Here is a 17450-nt window from a genome sequence, read left to right as displayed (position 1 = left end):
GTTCACCTGCCGGAGGTCGTCGGGGAAGGAGGGGCCGCGGTGCCCGGCCCGGGTGGGGCGCCGCCGTCGGACGGGGCGCGGGTGGCGGACGAGGTCAGGGAGGCCGGGGAGGCCGGTGGGGCGGGAGCGGCCGGGCCCGTGGCGATACCCGGTGCGCCCTCCTGGCCCAGCACGCCGGACACCGCCGGGACCGGGGGCACCGCCGGGCGGGGCAGGGCGGCGGAGGCGGGCGCGCCCAGCGGCGACGGCCCGGCGGAGCTGCTCAGCGGCGCCCCCTCCGGCCCGGCCACGCTCGGCCTGCCGCGGACCGTGCCGTCCGGGAGCAGGAACGCCGGGGTGCCGCCGGGCACCATGCCCAGCTTCCGGGCCCGCCGTTCCAGCGCGCCCGGGGCGGAGTAGGCGTCGACGTCCTGCTGGAGCGCCTGCTGCTCGTCCGTCAGCTCGTCGGTCTGCTTCTCCAGCTTGCTGAGCTCGAACGACCCTTGGTTGAGGGCGGAGTTGAGCAGCAGCAGGGTGATCAGGCCGGAGCCGAGGAGGACGACGATGAGCAGCACGAAGGGCGTGCGTGCGGCGGTACCGCGGGCACCGCCGCCGGAGGGGAACAGCGCGGCGAGGCGTTTCTGCCCGCCGCGCGCCCCCTGGCCTTTCATGCGCTGGCCCCGACGCTCTCGCGGATGCGCTCCGCGCCGCGCAGCCGGGCCGGGGCGGCGCGGCGGTTCTCGGCGATCTCCTCCTCCGTGGGGAGTTCGGCGCCGCGGGTCAGCAGCTTGAGCCGGGGCTGATACTGCTCCGGGACCACCGGCAGGCCGGGCGGCGCCGTGTTGGCGGCGCCGGCCGCGAAGACCTGCTTGACCAGGCGGTCCTCCAGGGAGTGGTAGGCGAGCACGGCGATCCGGCCGCCCACCGCGAGGGCGTCGACGGCGGCTGGGACGGCCCGCTCCACACACGCCAGCTCGCCGTTGACCTCGATGCGCAGCGCCTGGAACGTGCGCTTGGCGGGGTTGCCGCCGGTGCGCTTGGCGGCCTGCGGCAGTGCGTCACGGATCAGCTCGACCAGCCGTGCGCTGTTGGTGAACGGTTCCTTGGCGCGCTCCCGTACAACGGCCTCGACGATCCGCTTGGCCTGCTTCTCCTCCCCGTAGGTGCGGAGGATGCGGACCAGCTCACCGGGCGCGTAGGTGTTGAGGACATCCGCGGCGCTGATGCCGGCCGACTGGTCCATCCGCATGTCCAGCGGGGCGTCCTGCGCGTACGCGAAGCCGCGGTCGGCCTCGTCGAGCTGCATGGAGGACACGCCCAGGTCGAACAGCACGCCCTGGACGCGCGGGGTCCCGAGCCGGTCGAGGACCTCGGGGAGCTCGTCGTAGACGGCGTGCACCAGGGTGGCGCGGTCCCCGTACGGGGCGAGCCGCTCGCCCGCCAGCTTCAGGGCGGAGGGGTCACGGTCGAGGGCGATGAGCCGGGCCGCCGGGAAGGTGGACAGCAGTGCCTCGCTGTGGCCTCCGAGGCCGAGCGTGCAGTCGACGACGACCGCACCGGGCTCGGCGAGGGCGGGAGCGAGCAGGTCCAGACACCGCTGGAGCATGACGGGTACGTGGCGAGTGTTGTTGCTCATGCGGCGGCCCCCACGCGCTCGGCCCGCCTGCCGGGACAGAGCGCGCACCTCTTCCTGATTCGCTCGCTACGCTCGCTCATGTGCCTTCCGATGGGGCTGGGCGGCAGGTGGGGCCCCGGCCGCTGGCTGGGGGATGCCGCACGTACCGCTTGGTCCCCGCCCGCTCTGAAGGGGAAGTGGCCCTCCGGCGACGGGGAAGTGACGTCGGAAGACCCTGGGAGCGGGAGGAGGCCGAGCCGTACGTACGACGCGCGCACGCGAGGAATTCGGTATCCAAGGAGAGCGTCACGCCTCCCACTTCGCGCCACTTTAGTCCACCGGCTGCCCCGGTCAATCAACCGGTGCAGCGCGTCCTGCGACGGCTTTCCCGCCGCCTCCCCCTTGGGCTCGTCACCCGGACGGCGGCGACACGGGCGGACCTGTGGGTTACCTCACAAGGGGTGATGATGACCCCTATGCCCGACCTCTCGTGCGGCTGAAACGACCGGCGCCGATTACGGTGATTCCATGTCCATACCTGCGTCGCAGCCGCTGCCCCCGTCCGCCGATGGTGCCGCCGTCCGTACCGGTGACACGGTCACCGACAGTCTCGTCGAGGCGAACAAGCGCTACGCCGCGGCCTTCACCGACCCCGGGATGGATGCCCGGCCGGTCCGCAAGGTCGCCGTCGTGGCCTGTATGGACGCCCGGCTCGACCTGCATGCCGCGCTCGGTCTCGAACTCGGCGACTGCCACACCATCCGCAATGCGGGCGGCGTGGTCACCGACGACATCATCCGTTCCCTGACGATCAGCCAGCGTGCCCTCGGCACCCGCACCGTCGTCCTCATCCACCACACCGGGTGCGGTCTGCTCAGCCTGACCGAGGACTTCCGCCACGACCTGGCGGCCGAGGTCGGACAGCGCCCCACCTGGGCGGTCGAGGCGTTCAAGGACCTCGACGAGGACGTCCGGCAGTCCATGCAGCGGGTGCGCACCTCGCCGTTCCTGCTGCACACCGACGACGTCCGCGGCTTCGTCTTCGACGTGACGACCGGCCTGCTGCGGGAGATCGACCCGCAGGGCTGACCCCCGCCCCGGCGCTCCCGGCGTCCGGACCGGCCCGGAAAGACCGGGTTCGCCCGGAACGCCGGGAGATAACCTTGTGAGTTATCCACAGGTCATGACGCGGAGCCGCGCGGGCGGCAAGAATGCGTAAGTGCCGTCGTCCCGGCCCCGGCCGGGCACGATGCGCACTGTGTCGGGGTGGGCCGGGTCCGCAAAGGGGGCATCGGCCCGTGGTACGGGCCGAGGAGGGCCGAGTGACGACGTATGACGAACGAGCGAGCCTCAGCGATCTGACCTCCACCGCGGAGCGGGTTCACCGGTCGGTGGAGGAAGTGATCGAGGGCAAGCCGGAGGTCGTACGCCTCGCGCTGACGGTGCTGCTGGCCGAGGGACATCTGCTCATCGAGGACGTGCCCGGCGTCGGCAAGACCATGCTCGCCAAGGCACTGGCCCGCTCCATCGACTGCTCGGTGCGGCGCATCCAGTTCACGCCCGACCTGCTGCCCTCCGACATCACCGGCGTCAGCATCTTCGACCAGCAGCAGCGGGACTTCGAGTTCAAGCCCGGCGCGATCTTCTCCCAGATCGTGATCGGCGACGAGATCAACCGCGCCTCGCCCAAGACCCAGTCGGCGCTCCTGGAGTCCATGGAGGAGCGCCAGGTCACGATGGACGGGCAGACCTACCAGCTCCCCGATCCGTTCATGGTGGTCGCCACCCAGAACCCGGTGGAGATGGAGGGCACCTACCCGCTCCCCGAGGCGCAGCGGGACCGCTTCATGGCGCGGGTGTCGATCGGCTACCCCAGCCCGGCGGCCGAGCTCCAGATGCTGGATGTGCACGGCGGCGCCTCACCGCTCGACGACCTCCAGCCGGTCGCGCACGCCCACGAGATCGTCAAACTGATCGACGCGGTGCGGACGGTCCATGTCGCCGATACGGTGCGCAGATACACCGTCGATCTGGTGGTGGCCACCCGCAGCCACCCCGAGCTGCGGCTCGGCGCCTCGCCCCGGGCGACCCTGCATCTGCTGCGCGCCGCCAAGGCCTCGGCCGCGCTCCAGGGGCGGGAGTACACCCTCCCGGACGATGTCCAGTCACTGGCGGTGCCGGTGCTCGCCCACCGGCTGCTGCCCACCGCCCAGGCCCAGTTGAACCGCCGTACGGCCGAGCAGATCGTGCTGGAGATCCTCCAGCGCGTCCCGGTCCCCGAGCCGACCGCACAACCATGGCGGACCCCCGGACAACGACCGCCCGGCGTACGGGGGTTGTGATGTCGGGCGGGGGGAGCGAGGGCGCTCCGGAGCGGGACGGGCTGCGGGCCGCCCTCGGGGGACTGACGACCCGGGGCCGCTCGTTCCTGGCGGCCGGGGTGGCCGCCGCGGTGTGCTCCTACCTCCTGGGGCAGGCGGACCTGCTGCGGGTCGGTCTGCTGCTCGCCGCCCTCCCACTGGTGTGTGTGCTGGTCCTGCACCGCACCCGCTACCGCGTCGCGGGCAGCCGGGCGCTCACCCCCGCCCGGGTGCCGGTGGCCGCCGAATCCCGGGTGCGGCTGCGGATGGAGAACATCTCCCGGCTGCCGACGGGCGTGCTGATGCTCCAGGACCGGGTGCCGTACGTCCTCGGACCCCGGCCGCGCTTCGTCCTGGACCGGGTGGAGGCCGGCGGCCTCCGCGAGGTCTCCTACCGCGTCCGCTCCGACCTGCGCGGACGCTATCCGCTGGGGCCGCTGCAACTGCGGCTCTCGGACCCGTTCGGAATGTGCGAGCTGACCCGCTCGTTCAGCACCTCCGACATCCTGACGGTCGTGCCGCGGGTCGAACCGCTGCCGGCGGTACCGCAGCCGGGCGAGGCCACCGGCTACGGCGAGGGGCGGCAGCACTCACCGGCGCTGGCCGGAGAGGACGACGTCATCCCGCGCGGTTACCGGCACGGCGACGATCTCCGCCGCATCCACTGGCGCTCCACCGCCCGCTACGGCGAGCTGATGGTCCGCAGGGAGGAGCAGCCGCAGAAGGCGCGCTGCACGGTCCTGCTCGACACCCGCGAGACCGCCCACCCCGGCTCGGGTCCCGACTCGGCCTTCGAGTGGGCGGTGGCGGGCGCCGCCTCCACCGCGGTGCATCTGCTGGAGCGCGGCTTCTCGGTGCGGCTGCTGACCGACACCGGCAGCTCGGTGCCGGGCCCCGACGGCACCGGCGGCCTCGCGGGCGGCTCCGACTCCGCCGACGCCGCGGGCCTGCTGCTGGACACCCTCGCCGTCGTGGACCACTCCGAGCAGCCCGGCCTGTCGGCGGCGTACGAGGTCCTGCGCGGCGGCAACGAAGGACTGCTGGTCGCCTTCTTCGGTGATCTGGACGAGGAACAGGCGGCGGTCGCCGGACGGATGCGGCAGCGCAGCGGCGCGGCCGTCGCCTTCGTCCTGGACGGCGACGCCTGGACCCGGGGCCCCGGCGGCCTCGCCTTCTCCGACGGCCAGGTCCCGCTGGCCGAACGGCTGCGGCTGCTGCGGGAGGCCGGCTGGACGGCGCTGCCGGTGGCCCCCGGCGACAGCCTCGCCGCCCTGTGGCGCGCGGCCGCGGACCGTACGGGCGCCCCGGAGACGGTGGCGGGTGGCCGGTCATGAACGGGGACACGCGCCGTGGACGTATCAGGGACGGGCGGCCGCTGAGGGACGAGAGGCCGCCCGCGGAAGGACGGCCGGGAGCGCGGTGTTCCCGCGGCCGGATCAGCGGCCGGCGCGGCCCTCGCCCCGGCGGCCCCGAGCGAAGCGAGGCACAGGCATGAGCGGCCGGGCCCGGCTGGCACTGTGTGCGGCGGTGGCCACGCTGTGCGCCGCCGGCGCGCTGCTGCCGCTGGTGGAACCGATCAGCTGGCTGATCCAGGCGGCGGTCCTGCTGGCCGTCGTGACCGGAGTGGGCGCGGCCGTCCGCCGGGTCCCCCTGGCCGGACCACTGGTTATCGGCGCCCAGGTGCTGACCTGTGTGCTGCTGATGACCCTGCTCTTCACCCCGGGCGAGGCGATCCTCGGCCTGCTGCCCGGCCCGGACGCCCTCGGGGAATTCGGCCGGCTGGTGCAGGCCGGCATCCGGGACGTGGGCCGGTACGCCACCCCCGCCCCCGTCACCCCCGGCATCCGGCTGCTGCTGATCTCCGGTGTGCTGCTGATCGGCCTGATCGTGGACGCGCTGGCGGTCACGTACCGCAGCGCCGCTCCCGCCGGGCTGCCGCTGCTCGCGCTCTACTCCGTGGCGGCGGGACTGTCCCAGGGCGGCGCGGGCTGGCTGCGGTTCCTGGTCGCGGCGGCCGGCTATCTGCTGCTCCTGCTGGCCGAGGGCCGGGACCGGCTCTCCCAGTGGGGCCGGGTGTTCGGCGGCGGCGGAGCGGACCGGCCGGACCGCGGACCGGGATTCGCCGCCCTCGGCGGTCCGGCCCTGGCCCCGGTCCGTACGGGCCGCAGGATCGGCGCCCTGGTCCTCGGGATCGCCTTGGTGGTGCCCGCCCTGCTGCCCTCCCTCGGCGGGGGGCTGTTCGGCGGCTCCGGCGGCGGTGCGGGCCCCGGTGGCGGGGGCGGCACGATCTCCGCGGTGAACCCCCTGGTGTCGCTGCAGGACAGCCTCAACCAGCCCGAGGACAAGGAAGTCCTCAACTACCGCACGACCGCCACCGACACCCGCGACCTGTATCTGCGGATCGTCGCCCTCGACCAGTTCGACGGCACGACCTGGAAGCCGTCCGAGCGCACGGTCACGGACGTCCCCGACCGGCTGCCCGAACCGCCCGGCCTGAGCCCCGCCGTCGACCTCAACCGGATCAACACCTCGATCTCGACCGCCGAGTGGTACGCCCAGAACTGGCTGCCGCTCCCCTACCCGGCGGCCAAGGTGGACATCTCCGGACGCTGGCGCTTCGAGCCCAAGGGCCGCACGCTCGTCGGCGACCGCGGACAGAACACCCGCGGCCTCCAGTACCAGGTCGAGAGCCTCCAGGTGCGGCCCACGTCCGGGCAGCTGGCCGCCGCCCCCGCGCCCCCGTCCGGTCTGCTGCGCGAGTACACCAAGGTTCCGCGCTCGCTGCCCCGGGTCGTCCGCAGCACCGCACGCCAGGTCACCCGCGGCGCCCCGACCGCCTATGCGAAGGCCGTCAAACTCCAGGACTGGTTCGCGCTCAACGGCGGCTTCAGCTACAACACCGACGTCCGGGCCGGCAGCGGCTCCCAGGCCATAGCGCGCTTCCTGCGGCAGAAGGAGGGCTTTTGCGTCCACTTCTCCTTCTCGATGGCGGCGATGGCCCGGACGCTGGGTATCCCGGCCCGGGTGGCGGTCGGTTTCACCCCCGGCACCAAGCAGCCCGACGGCACCACCTCGGTCGGTCTCAAGGACGCGCACGCCTGGCCGGAGCTGTACTTCCAGGGCATCGGCTGGACCCGCTTCGAGCCGACCCCGAGCCGCGGCAGCATCCCGGACTACGCCTACCCCGCCGCCCCGGACACCCCCGACCCGGACAGCCCGGACCCCGAGCCCTCGCGGCCCACGGCCCCGGACAGCCCGTCGGCGGACCCGACCTGCGGCCCCGATGAGCGCCGGGCCGGCTCCGGTATGGCCTGTATCGCGGTGCCCACGGAGTCCGGCACCCAGCCGCCGGACGGCGGCTCGTCCCCCTGGACGGTCGTTGCCCTGGCACCGGCCGCGCTGCTCGTCCTGCTGCTGCCCGCGGGCCCGCTGCTGTGGCGCCGGCGCATACGCTCCGCACGGCTGGCGGACCAGGACGGCGACCCGGCGGCGAGCACCCTGGCCGCCTGGCAGGAGCTGCTGGACACCGCCTGGGACTTCGGCATCCTGCCGGACGAGTCACTGACCCCGCGCAAGGCCGCCGAGCGGATCATCCGCATCGGAGATCTGCAACCGGAGCCCGCCGAGGCCACCCGCAGGGTCGCCGCGGCGGTCGAGCAGGTCCTGTACGCCCCGCAACCGCAGTCGGTATCCGGGCTCGCCGCGGACGTGGCGCAGGTGCGCTCCGGGCTGCGGGCCGGTGCGGGCCGTGGCCGGCGACTGCGTGCCGAATTCGCTCCGCGCTCCGTGGCCCGGCTCCGTCACGCCGGGTCGGCCCGCTGGTCGGCGCTGCGGCTCCGGTGCCGTGACAGCCGCCCGGTGGCCTGGGCCCGGCGCGCAACGGCCGCCGTCCGGCGGGGCCCACGGCGGGTCTGACCCACGGCACGACGCACTGCGCCAACGGGGCACGCGGTTGCGCACCGGCGGCGGGAAATCAGCGGAGAACACTCAGGCCCGGCGGAAAAGGAACCGCGGGACGGAGCGGTGAACCGGTTTGGCGAACGGGTTTGGCGAAATCCCGGCGCGGGACGACGAAAATCCGGCGGAAAAGGGTGACGGAAAGCGCCGCAGGGCGCAACCGGGAAAGGAAAGACGGAAAGGGCAAAAAGACGTGAAAGAGGCGCAAGGAAACGTCTTCCAGAGCGCGGGGAACTCGCCCGAGGTGACGCTCTCGACACAATCGACGGACGCAGGGAATTCCACGGCACGACGCTTCGTCGGGGCTCAGTGGCCCTGTTGCTCGTCCCGGCGTCGCTGCCAGCGGTCCTCAATGCGGTTCATCATCGAGCGCCGCTGCTTGGCCTGACGGCGTACCTGGGTACCCGCACCGGCTCCGGAACCCGCACCGTGCCGCTGCTCGCCCGACTTTGGCGCTTTCCGCCAGCCGGTGACCGCCAGCACGGCGCAGCCGAGCATCACGAGGAAGCCCACCACGCTGATCCAGATCTGCTGCGCGACCATACCGGCCATGAGCAGGGCGATACCCACCAGGAAGCCCGCGACCGCTTGGTAGACCCGTCGCCGGGTGTACGTACGCAGCCCGCTTCCCTCAAGCGCTGTCGCGAACTTGGGATCTTCGGCGTACAGCGCTCGCTCCATTTGCTCGAGCATGCGCTGCTCGTGCTCCGAGAGCGGCACGGAGTCCTCCTACTCGTCGGTCGCGGGGGGCGACCGGGGTGCGACCCTTTCAGGATAGGCAGGGATTCGCCCCCGTGAAACCCGCCCCTCGACGCCAGTTCACTGTCCGGGCCGCCGCGGCGGCCGGTGGTGATGCTGCCTGCATTCCCCACCCGCCTGTCCGCCATGCCGGAACGTCGTACCCCGATCATACGGGGCGAAGGGGCTGATCGGGTGGTCTGTGGCCGACTGCACGCGGTAGTCGCGTGCACCGCCTGGGTCAGTCGCGCTCCGCGAGGACGTGCAGCTGGGTGGCCACGGAGTGGAAGGCGGGCTGTTCGGCGGCGGCCGCCTCCAGCTTCAGCAGGGCTTCCATCGCGCCGGGCTCGGTGTCGACGAGCACGCCGGGGACCAGGTCGGCGAAGACCCGTACGCCATGGACCGCGCCGACCTCCAGACCGGCAGCGGAGACCAGCTCGGTGAGCTGCTCGGCGGTGAAGCGGCGCGGCACCGGGTCACCCTCGCCCCAGCGCCCGGCCGGGTCGGTGAGGGCCTGGCGGGCCTCGGTGAAGTGGCCCGCCAGGGCGCGCGCGAGGACGGCGCCGCCCAGTCCGGCCGCGAGCAGGCTGAGGGTACCGGCCGGGCGCAGCGCGTCGACGGCGTTCCGGACGCCCTCGGCCGGGTCGTCGACGTACTCCAGCACGCCGTGGCAGAGCACGGTGTCGTAGCCGCCGCGCTCGACGACGTCGAACAGGCCGTGGGCGTCGCCCTGGACCGCGCGCACCCGGTCGGCGACGCCCGCCTCCGCGGCGCGGCGCTCCAGGGCGAACAGGGCGTTGGGGCTGGGGTCGACGACCGTGACGCGGTGGCCCAGGCGGGCGACCGGCACGGCGAAGTTGCCGGTGCCGCCGCCGGTGTCGAGGACGTCCAGGGCGTCGCGGCCGGCGGCCTTGACCCTGCGCTCCAGGGCGTCCTTGAGGACCTCCCAGACCACGGCGGTACGAAGGGATGCGCGCGGGCGCAGCGGGTCAGACACGGCGGGTGGCTCCTCGGCGGGGGCATGAACGTCTAGGCGTGCACCACCCTATTCCGTTCCGCGCCGTCCGCCGCCTGCGGAGGCGCCTGTGACGGGTGTGGCGATGGGTGGGGCGGTGGGGCAGAGGGACAGGGGCAGGGGGGCAGAGAGGCAGGCGGGGAAGCGACGGGGGCCAAGGCGCCCGCATCCGCGAGGGGTGGGGGCGGGTCCGCCGCGCCGTTCCTCCCCTTCCCCTCCCCCCCGGGGCCCCTCCCCACCCCACCCCGCTCCCCCTCCTCCGGCTCACTTCATCTCAGCCGTTCCCCCGCCACCCGCTCCCCCGCCGCCCCAGCCGCCTCAGGTCGCTGCTCACCCCGCCCGCTCCCGCTGGGGTGGCAGAGAGGGCTGGAGGAGCAGCATCCGCTCCACCAGGCGCAGGAACATGGCGGCGTCACGCAGGAGATCGTCGGCGTCGCGACGGCTCGCCGCGTTCGCTATACCGGCCTCGGCCTTCGCCCTGCGGGTGGCGCCGGCGGCGAACAGGGCGCTCCACTCGGCCAGTTCGGGAGCGACCTCGGGCAGCACTTCCCAGGCGCTGCGGATACGCTGCCTGCGGCGCACGGTGGCCTCCGGCCGGCCACGGACGGCCAGGACGGCAGCGGCGGTGCGCAGCGCGGCCAGATGGGCCGTGGCGAACTGCTCGTTGGCGGTTTCGAGGGCCTGTGCTTCGTCGAGGCCCTGCTGGGCCTGGGCGAGCAGGTCGAGTGCGGCGGGTGGTGCGGCCGCCCGCCGCAGGACGGGGTGGACATCGCTCGGGGGACCGTACGCAGCGGAGCTGCCCCTGGCGGGACGAGCTGCCATGACGAACCTCCTGTCGTCGCATGCCGGTTCGGGACCGAATGCCGATTCGGACCGGATGCAGCCATCGTGACGTACGCCACTGACAATCGGCACCGACCTGCACTTTCGTCGAAAAGGGCGCGCATGCGCGGATGGATTCCCGGGATCGGATTCGCAGCATCCCCTTGCGGAACCGGGGGTGGCGTGCGGATACTTTTTGAACTGACCAGTCAGTTCAAGGGAGGGGATCGTGGACAGCACCCCGCACGGAGCGGCGGTCACGGCCACGGGATTCGGGCTCAAGGGCCCCCGCGGATGGGCGTTCCAGGACATCGGCTTCACGGCCGGACCCGGCTCGCTGATCGCCGTCCAGGGCCCATCGGGCTCGGGCCGTACGTGTCTGCTGCTCGCGCTCACCGGCAGGATGAAGTCCGCCGCGGGCACCGCCGAAGTCGGCGGACTGCCGCTGCCGAAGAAGAAGGCCGCGGTCCGGTCCACCACCGCACTCGCCCATGTGCCGGGGGTCGCCGAGCTCGATCCGGTGCTCACCGTGGGCGAGCATCTGCGCGAACGCGCCCTGCTGCAGGGCCGGTTCGGCGGTTCGCTGCGGGCGCTGCTGCGGCCCCGGCGCGAGCGCAGGGCAGCGGCCCGCGCCCTGGTGGACACCGCGCTGACGGCGGCCGGTCTCGACCTGGAGACGCTGCCCAAGGGGATCCGTACGTCCGTGCGTGACCTGGAACGGCTGGAGGCGCTGCGGCTGTCCGTGGCGCTCGCGCTGATCGGCGGTCCGCGGCTGCTGGCCGTCGACGACACCGATCTGAAACTGTCGGACGAGGAGCGCGGCGCGGCCTGGAAGATGCTGCACGGTCTCGCGGCGGCCGGCACCACGGTGCTCGCGGTGTGCAGCGAGCCGCCCGTGGGCGATGAGGACGTGGTGCTGGTCCGTACGGGCAGCCGCCCGGAGCCGACCCCTGAGAGCGCGCCCGGCGCCTCCACCGCCACCACGGACCCCGAGGGCGGCCGGCAACACGGGGACGGCGACGACCAGGAGGGCAGCGAGGGCAGCACGGAGGGCGTCGCCGGGCAGGACGGGAAAGACGAGCAGGCCGGGCAAGGCGGTACGCCCGAACCCGAGGGCGCCGACCGCACACCCGCCGGCCCCACCTCCGGCGACGGGCCCGACGACGAGGAGGGGGTGGCCGATGCGCTCGCCGAAACTGGCCGCGCTTGAACTGAAGCGCTTCGGGAGGGGCAAGCTTCCGCGCGCCGCACTGGCCGCCCTTCTGCTGCTGCCGCTCCTGTACGGCGCGCTCTACCTGTGGTCCTTCTGGGACCCGTACGGGCGGCTGGACAAGATCCCGGTCGCGCTGGTCAACGAGGACACCGGCGCGGCCGTCGACGGGAAGCGGATCTCGGCGGGCGACAGCATCGTCTCCGGGCTGCGCGACAGCCACACCTTCGACTGGCGGCCGGTGGACGCCAAGGAGGCCGCCCGGGGCATCGAGGACGGCTCGTACTACCTGTCGCTGTCCATCCCTGAGGACTTCAGCCGGCGGATCGCCTCCAGCTCCGGGGACCATCCGGAGACCGGCGCCCTGAAGGTGCGGACGAACGACGCGAACAACTACATCGTCGGGCAGATCTCCCGGACGGTGTTCTCCGAGGTGCGCTCCGCGGCCTCCACGAAATCGGCGCGCACCTTCCTCGACAAGATCTTCGTCTCGTTCTCGACGCTGCACGGCAAGACCGAGGAGGCCGCGAACGGCGCCGACCGGCTCCAGGACGGCATCGGGCAGGCCAAGCACGGCACGGGCAAGCTGGCCGACGGCCTGGGCACCGCCAAGGACGGCAGCGGCAAGCTGGTCACCGGCCTGGGCGACCTCGACGCGGGTGCGGGGCGGCTCTCCCGGGGGAGCTCCGATCTCGCCCGGGGAGCCGGGAGCGCCGCCCAGGGCTCGCGCCAACTGGCCGACGGTTCCGGGCAGGTGGCGCAGGGCACCCAGCAGCTGGCCGACAAGGTCAACGGCGTCGTCGGCAAGGTGGGGCCGTTCGTACGGGCGCACGGCAAGGAGATCGGCGAGGCGGCGCAGCTCGTCGCCGACGGTTCGCAGGCGATCCGGGACCATCTGGACAAGCTTCCCGCCGCGGCCTCCACGGGGGCGAAGCTCTCCCGGGGGATCTCCGACCACATGGCCTCCTACTACAGGCTGCGCTGTGAGAGCGGGATCCGGCTCGACACCTCCTGCGCGGAGCTGAAGCAGCTCAAGGAGGAGGCGGCCACCGCGGCGGACAAGGCCGAGGAGGTCAGCGGGTACGTCCACGACCAGAAGAACCTCGACCAACTGGGCCGGGACCTGGACACGCTGCACTCCCTGGCGAGCGAACTGGCGCGGCACGGGCCCACTCTGGGCGCCGACATGGACGCCGCGGTAAAGAAGATCAACGATCTGAACGACGGGGCGCACCAGGTGTCCGCGGGGGCGCGCAAACTGGCCGCCGGCAACGCCCGGCTGGCCGACGGCGCGGACCGGCTCAACGAGGGTGCGCACCAGTTGCACGACGGCACGGGCCGCGCGGCCGCCGGGATCGGCGACCTCGACTCCGGTGTGGGCAGGCTCAAGGACGGTGCGCAGACACTGAACGGCGGCATGTTCAAGCTCTCGGACGGCTCGCAGAAGCTGGCCGGCGGGCTGCACGACGGGGCGAAGCAGATCCCCGACTACGGCAAGAAGGACCGCGACGCGCGCACCCTGGTCATGTCCGACCCGGTGCAGCTGTCTTCGGACGCGGCGCACAAGGCGCCGAACTACGGCACGGGGTTCGCCCCGTACTTCATCCCGCTGTCCCTGTGGGTCGGCGCGATGGTGGCGTACATGCTGATCCAGCCGCTCAACCGGCGGGCGCTGGCGATGGGCGCGGCCTCCTGGCGGGTGGCGCTGTCCGGCTGGCTGCCGGTGTTCGGTGTGGGGGTGCTGCAGACCGCGGCGCTGATGTCCGTACTGCACTTCGCCATCGGTCTGGAGATGGTACGGGCGGCCGGCACGATCGGCTTCCTGGTCCTGGTCACGGCGTGTTTCTCGGCGATCGTGCAATGGCTGAACGCGCAGTTCGGACCGGCCGGGCGGATCCTGGTGCTGGCGCTGCTGATGCTCCAGCTGACCTCGGCCGGCGGCACTTACCCGGTGCAGACCAGCCCCGGCTTCTTCGGCGCCATCCACCCGTATCTGCCGATGAGTTACATCGTGGAGGGGCTGCGCCGGCTCATCACGGGCGGTGGCCTCGCGCCCGTGTGGCAGGGGAGTGTGGTGCTGCTGGCGTTCACCGTGGGGGCACTCGTGCTGACGTCCCTGACGGCGCGCGGGCGCCAGGTGGTGCGGATGAAGGACCTGCACCCGGAACTGAGCCTGTGAGCGCCCACCCGTCGCCCACCACCGCCCTGCCGGAGGCGCATCAATCGTCCGGGGGCGGCACAATCGCCCCCATGGACAGCTCCAATTCACGCCGCGACGCCACCCGGCGCAAGCTCTTCGAGGCCGCGGTCACACTCATCGCCGAACAAGGCTTCTCCTCCACCACGGTGGATGAGATCGCCGAGCGGGCGGGTGTCGCGAAGGGCACCGTCTACTACAACTTCGCGAGCAAGAACGTGCTCTTCGAAGAGCTGCTGCGGCACGGCATCGAGATGCTGGCGACGTCCTTGCAGGCGGCCGCGGAGGAGGTGTCCGAAGGGGGCGGCAGCCGGATCGACGCGCTGGACGCGATGATCCGGGCCGGGCTGGACTTCATCTCCCGTTACCCGGCGCTCACCCAGCTCTACGTCGCGGAACTGTGGCGCACCAACCGGGCCTGGCAGTCGACGCTGATGGTGGTGCGGCAGCGGGCCATCACGGTGGTGGAGGACGTGCTGCGGGAGGCGGTCGCCCGTGAGGAGCTGAGCGAGGAGATCGATATCCCGCTGACCGCCTCGGCGTTGTTCGGGATGGTCCTGGTGGCCGCCCTGGACTGGCAGTCGTACCAGCCGGACCGGTCGCTCGACGAGGTGCACGCGGCGCTGTCGCGGCTGCTCCAGGGGCGGATCAGCGGCCGGCCCTCGCAGTGACGGGAGGGCGTTGCCCGGGAACGGGAAGAGGGTGCGCGCCGTAGTGGTCAGGTACGGCGCGCACCCCTTCTTCTTCCCCCTGGGCCCGCACAAAAGAGTGCGCTGCCCTGGCACGGATCGTTCCCCCACCGATCCGACCAGGACAGCGCTTCCCCCGTTCTCCCCCGTATCCCCCGTATCCCCGTGCTCCCCCGTCACGTCCGGGAGCCGTGCCGTTCCGCCGCCCCGTGTCGGCGGTGCGGCACCGCTTCCCTTCCGTGGCCCCTACTCTTCCGTCCGGGCGGGTTCCGGCCCATCCGCGTACCTACTCATCTCGGCGTCTGAGTACGGATACTCAAAGCTGAGCACCGGCCCCCAGCAGGGGCCTACGATCTGCGGCGTGTCCGTACTTCCCTTGGTGTTCACCAGTGGCTGGGCGAGCGGGATCAACGCCTACGCCGTCGTCCTGCTCTTCGGCCTGCTCGGCGCGACCGGCGTCACCGATGAGGTGCCCGCCGCGCTGCAGCGCCCGGATGTGCTGATCGTGGCCGGGCTGCTGTTCGTGGCCGAGGCCGTCGCCGACAAGGTCCCGTACGTGGACTCGGTGTGGGACGCCGTGCACCTGGTGATCCGGCCGGTCGCCGGTGGTGTGGTGGCTGCGCTGCTGGCCGGCCACAACGGTTCGCTGCCCGAGCTGGCGGCGGGCGCGGTGGGCGGCTCCACGGCGCTGCTGAGCCACCTGGTCAAGGCGGGCACCCGGATCGCGGTCAACACCTCGCCGGAGCCGGCCAGCAACATCGTGCTGAGCCTGGCCGAGGATCTGGGGGTCGCGGGGCTGATCGCCTTCGCCGTGTTCCATCCCGTGGCCGCGGCGGTCATCGCGGGGACGCTGCTGGCCGCGGGCATCGCGGTGGTGGTCCTCCTCTGGTCGCGCATCCGCCGGTTCCTCCAGCGGCGGCGACAGCGGCGCGCGGACAAGCGCCCGGCCGCCGCGGGCGGTGCGGCACCGCCGGTGACCTGACGGCGGCGGCCGCCGGCCGCTCCCGATGTCGGCCCGCGGCCGTCGCGGGGCGGTCCGCCACGGCCGTGCGGGCGTTGTCAGTGGGGCCGGATAAAGTCGCAGGCATGGCACGGATTGCGGTGATCGGCGCCGGGATGGGCGCGATGGCGGCCGCTGCCCGGCTGGCCGTCGCGGGCCACCAGGTGGCGGTGTTCGAGCGTGACGCGACGCACGGCGGCGCGGTGCGGCGGCTGACACGGGACGGCTTCTGCTTCGACACGGGGCCCGGACTGCTGCATCTGCCTGCCGTCTACCGCGATCTGTTCCTCAAGACCGGCCGGGAGCCGCTGGAGAGCTGCGTCGAGCTGTCCCAGGTGGACCCCGCCGCCCGTCATGTCTTCGCCGACGGCACGGCCGTCTCGCTGCCGAACGCCTCGCGGGCCGGTGTGCTGGCCGCCCTGGACGAGGCACTGGGTGCGGGCTCCGGGGAGCGCTGGAGCGAGCTGGTGGGCCGCGCCCGCCAGGCCTGGGACGCCACCCGCCGGCCGCTCCTGGAGGAGCCGCTCTGGCAGGACTGGCGGGTGCTGGGCCGCGATCCGTATCCGGCGGTGCGCAGGCGCGGCCTGTTCGGCCGGGGCAAGGGACCCACCACCGCCACCCTCGCCGAGGTGGCGCGCCGGGAGCTGGCCGATCCCCGGCTGGTCGCGCTGCTGGAGAGCCATGCGCTGGCGTACGGCTTCGATCCGCGCAGCGCCCCGGCGAGCGCCGTCGTGCTGCCGTACATGGAGCAGACCTTCGGGAGCTGGTATCCGCGCGGCGGGATGCGGGCGCTGGCCGACGCGCTGTACGAGCGCTGTGTGGCGCGCAAGGTGGAGTTCAGCTTCGGCACCGCGGTGACCGGGATCGTCGAGAAGGACGGCCGGGCGGCGGGCGTGGAGCTGGCCGACGGCCGGGTGTCCGAGGCGGAGTTCGTGGTCGCGGGCGTCGATCCGGTGCGGCTCGTGGAGCTCTGCCGGGGGCGGGAGCCGTGGGGTGCGGAGGATGTCCGCCCCGCCCCGCGGCCCGGGGACCGTGCCACCGCGCGGCTCACGGTCTGCCTCGCGCTGCGCGGGGCGCGCCCCGCGGACGCCGCTCATCGGACGGTGGTCCATGCCGCGGACCGCACGGCCGAGTTGGCGGGTGTGTTCGGCGACGGTTCCGGGCCGCGGACCCCCTGCGAGCGGCCCACGGTCACGGTGCTGCGCCCGGACGACCCGGCCACCCGGCCCGACGACGCCCATGAGGCCGTGACCCTGACCGCGACGGTGGCTCCGCACGGCCCGGTCGACTGGCACGACAGCGCGGCCGTGACGGCCGGCGCGGACCGGATGACGGACGTCGCCGAGGCCGCGGTTCCCGGGCTGCGGGAGCGGGTGCTGTGGCGGGAGGTGCTGCCCCCGGCGGACGACGCGCTGGTGCCGGGACCGGCGCTGGCGGGCCAGGACGGCCGGTTCCTGCGGCCCGGCAACCGCACCCGGATACCGGGGCTCTACGCGGTCGGCGGCTGGTCGCACCCGGGCGGCGGGACGGCCCATGCCGGGATGTCCGGCGCGATCGTCGCGGGCCTGATCGTGAACGGCGACGACTGGCACGGATCCACGTAGTGGCTGCGCCTTGCTTTTGCCCCACGTTTTTGGCTTTCCCGCCGTTTCGCTGCGCTTTGCCTCGGCCCGCGTTTTCGGCTGGCCCGCCGTTTCGCTGCGCTTTGCCTCGGCCCGCGTTTTCGGCTTGCCCGCCGTGTGGGTTGCTCGCCGTTGCGCCTGCGGCGGGCCAGGTGGTTTGTGGGTGCGGTGACGGGCCTCCGGTGCCTGGTGTGTGGACTGCTTCGCTTTACGTCCACACACCAGACCCCTCCGGCCCGTCCCCTC

14 protein-coding genes are annotated in these 17450 nt (G+C 73.1%); 9 read left to right on the top strand and 5 right to left on the bottom strand.

What is annotated here, in order from left to right:
• Positions 1 to 2: 2 nt before the first annotated feature.
• Both ACFW5B_RS14985 and rsmH read right to left on the bottom strand, forming a co-directional pair.
• Entirely contained in the window at positions 3 to 650 is a 648-nt protein-coding gene (locus ACFW5B_RS14985) for a septum formation initiator family protein (protein WP_386438792.1), read from the bottom strand.
• Positions 647 to 1615, bottom strand: coding sequence for a 16S rRNA (cytosine(1402)-N(4))-methyltransferase RsmH (rsmH, locus tag ACFW5B_RS14980; protein WP_386438789.1), 969 nt, complete (start codon positions 1613 to 1615; stop codon positions 647 to 649). Before rsmH ends, ACFW5B_RS14985 begins: the two co-directional genes overlap by 4 nt.
• A 507-nt stretch (positions 1616 to 2122) precedes the next feature.
• Here rsmH and ACFW5B_RS14975 point away from each other — a divergent pair.
• The 4 genes from ACFW5B_RS14975 to ACFW5B_RS14960 all read left to right on the top strand — a co-directional run bounded on the left by ACFW5B_RS14975 (position 2123) and on the right by ACFW5B_RS14960 (position 7869).
• Positions 2123 to 2683 carry a beta-class carbonic anhydrase gene (locus ACFW5B_RS14975; protein ID WP_386438786.1) on the top strand — a complete coding sequence of 187 codons (561 nt, stop codon included), beginning with the start codon at positions 2123 to 2125 and terminating at the stop codon, positions 2681 to 2683.
• A gap of 233 nt (positions 2684 to 2916) precedes the next feature.
• Positions 2917 to 3936, top strand: a complete 1020-nt coding sequence (locus ACFW5B_RS14970) for an AAA family ATPase (RefSeq protein WP_386438784.1) — start codon at positions 2917 to 2919, stop codon at positions 3934 to 3936.
• Positions 3936 to 5288 carry a DUF58 domain-containing protein gene (locus ACFW5B_RS14965; RefSeq protein WP_386438781.1) on the top strand — a complete coding sequence of 451 codons (1353 nt, stop codon included), beginning with the start codon at positions 3936 to 3938 and terminating at the stop codon, positions 5286 to 5288. Before ACFW5B_RS14970 ends, ACFW5B_RS14965 begins: the two co-directional genes overlap by 1 nt.
• A 157-nt stretch (positions 5289 to 5445) precedes the next feature.
• Positions 5446 to 7869 (top strand): DUF3488 and DUF4129 domain-containing transglutaminase family protein, encoded by a 2424-nt coding sequence (locus tag ACFW5B_RS14960; RefSeq protein WP_386438778.1) that lies wholly within the window; start codon positions 5446 to 5448, stop codon positions 7867 to 7869.
• A 348-nt stretch (positions 7870 to 8217) separates the two neighbouring features.
• Here the strand turns inward: ACFW5B_RS14960 and ACFW5B_RS14955 are convergent, their stop codons facing one another.
• From ACFW5B_RS14955 to ACFW5B_RS14945, 3 genes are all read right to left on the bottom strand, one after another.
• Positions 8218 to 8631, bottom strand: coding sequence for a DUF3040 domain-containing protein (locus ACFW5B_RS14955; protein WP_386438775.1), 414 nt, complete (start codon positions 8629 to 8631; stop codon positions 8218 to 8220).
• Between the two features lie 259 nt (positions 8632 to 8890).
• Positions 8891 to 9646 (bottom strand): methyltransferase, encoded by a 756-nt coding sequence (locus ACFW5B_RS14950; RefSeq protein WP_386438772.1) that lies wholly within the window; start codon positions 9644 to 9646, stop codon positions 8891 to 8893.
• 348 nt (positions 9647 to 9994) lie between these two features.
• Positions 9995 to 10486, bottom strand: coding sequence for an SAV_6107 family HEPN domain-containing protein (locus ACFW5B_RS14945; RefSeq protein WP_386438769.1), 492 nt, complete (start codon positions 10484 to 10486; stop codon positions 9995 to 9997).
• Positions 10487 to 10715: 229 nt separating this feature from the next.
• On the opposite strand from ACFW5B_RS14945, the gene ACFW5B_RS14940 reads away from it, so the two are divergent.
• The 5 genes from ACFW5B_RS14940 (at position 10716) to ACFW5B_RS14920 (ending at position 17186) form a co-directional block, all read left to right on the top strand.
• Complete coding sequence (locus tag ACFW5B_RS14940; protein WP_386438766.1) at positions 10716 to 11696, top strand: ATP-binding cassette domain-containing protein; 981 nt, start codon at positions 10716 to 10718, stop codon at positions 11694 to 11696.
• Positions 11668 to 13875, top strand: coding sequence for a YhgE/Pip family protein (locus ACFW5B_RS14935; RefSeq protein WP_386438763.1), 2208 nt, complete (start codon positions 11668 to 11670; stop codon positions 13873 to 13875). Before ACFW5B_RS14940 ends, ACFW5B_RS14935 begins: the two co-directional genes overlap by 29 nt.
• A gap of 71 nt (positions 13876 to 13946) precedes the next feature.
• Positions 13947 to 14564 carry a TetR/AcrR family transcriptional regulator gene (locus ACFW5B_RS14930; RefSeq protein ID WP_386438760.1) on the top strand — a complete coding sequence of 206 codons (618 nt, stop codon included), beginning with the start codon at positions 13947 to 13949 and terminating at the stop codon, positions 14562 to 14564.
• Positions 14565 to 14943: 379 nt separating this feature from the next.
• Entirely contained in the window at positions 14944 to 15564 is a 621-nt protein-coding gene (locus ACFW5B_RS14925; RefSeq protein WP_386438757.1) for a DUF4126 domain-containing protein, read from the top strand.
• Between the two features lie 104 nt (positions 15565 to 15668).
• Positions 15669 to 17186, top strand: a complete 1518-nt coding sequence (locus tag ACFW5B_RS14920) for a phytoene desaturase family protein (protein ID WP_386438754.1) — start codon at positions 15669 to 15671, stop codon at positions 17184 to 17186.
• Positions 17187 to 17450: the final 264 nt, after the last annotated feature.

The sequence above is a fragment of the Streptomyces sp. NPDC058773 genome (genome assembly GCF_042746015.1).
Taxonomy (GTDB): Bacteria; Actinomycetota; Actinomycetes; order Streptomycetales; family Streptomycetaceae; genus Streptomyces.
Note: the sequence above shows the minus strand (reverse complement) of the source record. Positions and strands in the feature narration are given on the sequence as shown.

Excerpts from the sequence above, each read along its gene's own strand:
- ACFW5B_RS14935 (WP_386438763.1), top strand. The coding sequence starts at position 11,668 with ATGCGCTCGCCGAAACTGGCCGCGCTTGAACTGAAGCGCTTCGGGAGG.
- ACFW5B_RS14930 (WP_386438760.1), top strand. The coding sequence starts at position 13,947 with ATGGACAGCTCCAATTCACGCCGCGACGCCACCCGGCGCAAGCTCTTC.
- ACFW5B_RS14965 (WP_386438781.1), top strand. The coding sequence starts at position 3,936 with ATGTCGGGCGGGGGGAGCGAGGGCGCTCCGGAGCGGGACGGGCTGCGG.
- ACFW5B_RS14985 (WP_386438792.1), bottom strand. The coding sequence starts at position 650 with ATGAAAGGCCAGGGGGCGCGCGGCGGGCAGAAACGCCTCGCCGCGCTG.
- ACFW5B_RS14960 (WP_386438778.1), top strand. The coding sequence starts at position 5,446 with ATGAGCGGCCGGGCCCGGCTGGCACTGTGTGCGGCGGTGGCCACGCTG.
- ACFW5B_RS14975 (WP_386438786.1), top strand. The coding sequence starts at position 2,123 with ATGTCCATACCTGCGTCGCAGCCGCTGCCCCCGTCCGCCGATGGTGCC.
- rsmH (WP_386438789.1), bottom strand. The coding sequence starts at position 1,615 with ATGAGCAACAACACTCGCCACGTACCCGTCATGCTCCAGCGGTGTCTG.
- ACFW5B_RS14920 (WP_386438754.1), top strand. The coding sequence starts at position 15,669 with ATGGCACGGATTGCGGTGATCGGCGCCGGGATGGGCGCGATGGCGGCC.
- ACFW5B_RS14945 (WP_386438769.1), bottom strand. The coding sequence starts at position 10,486 with ATGGCAGCTCGTCCCGCCAGGGGCAGCTCCGCTGCGTACGGTCCCCCG.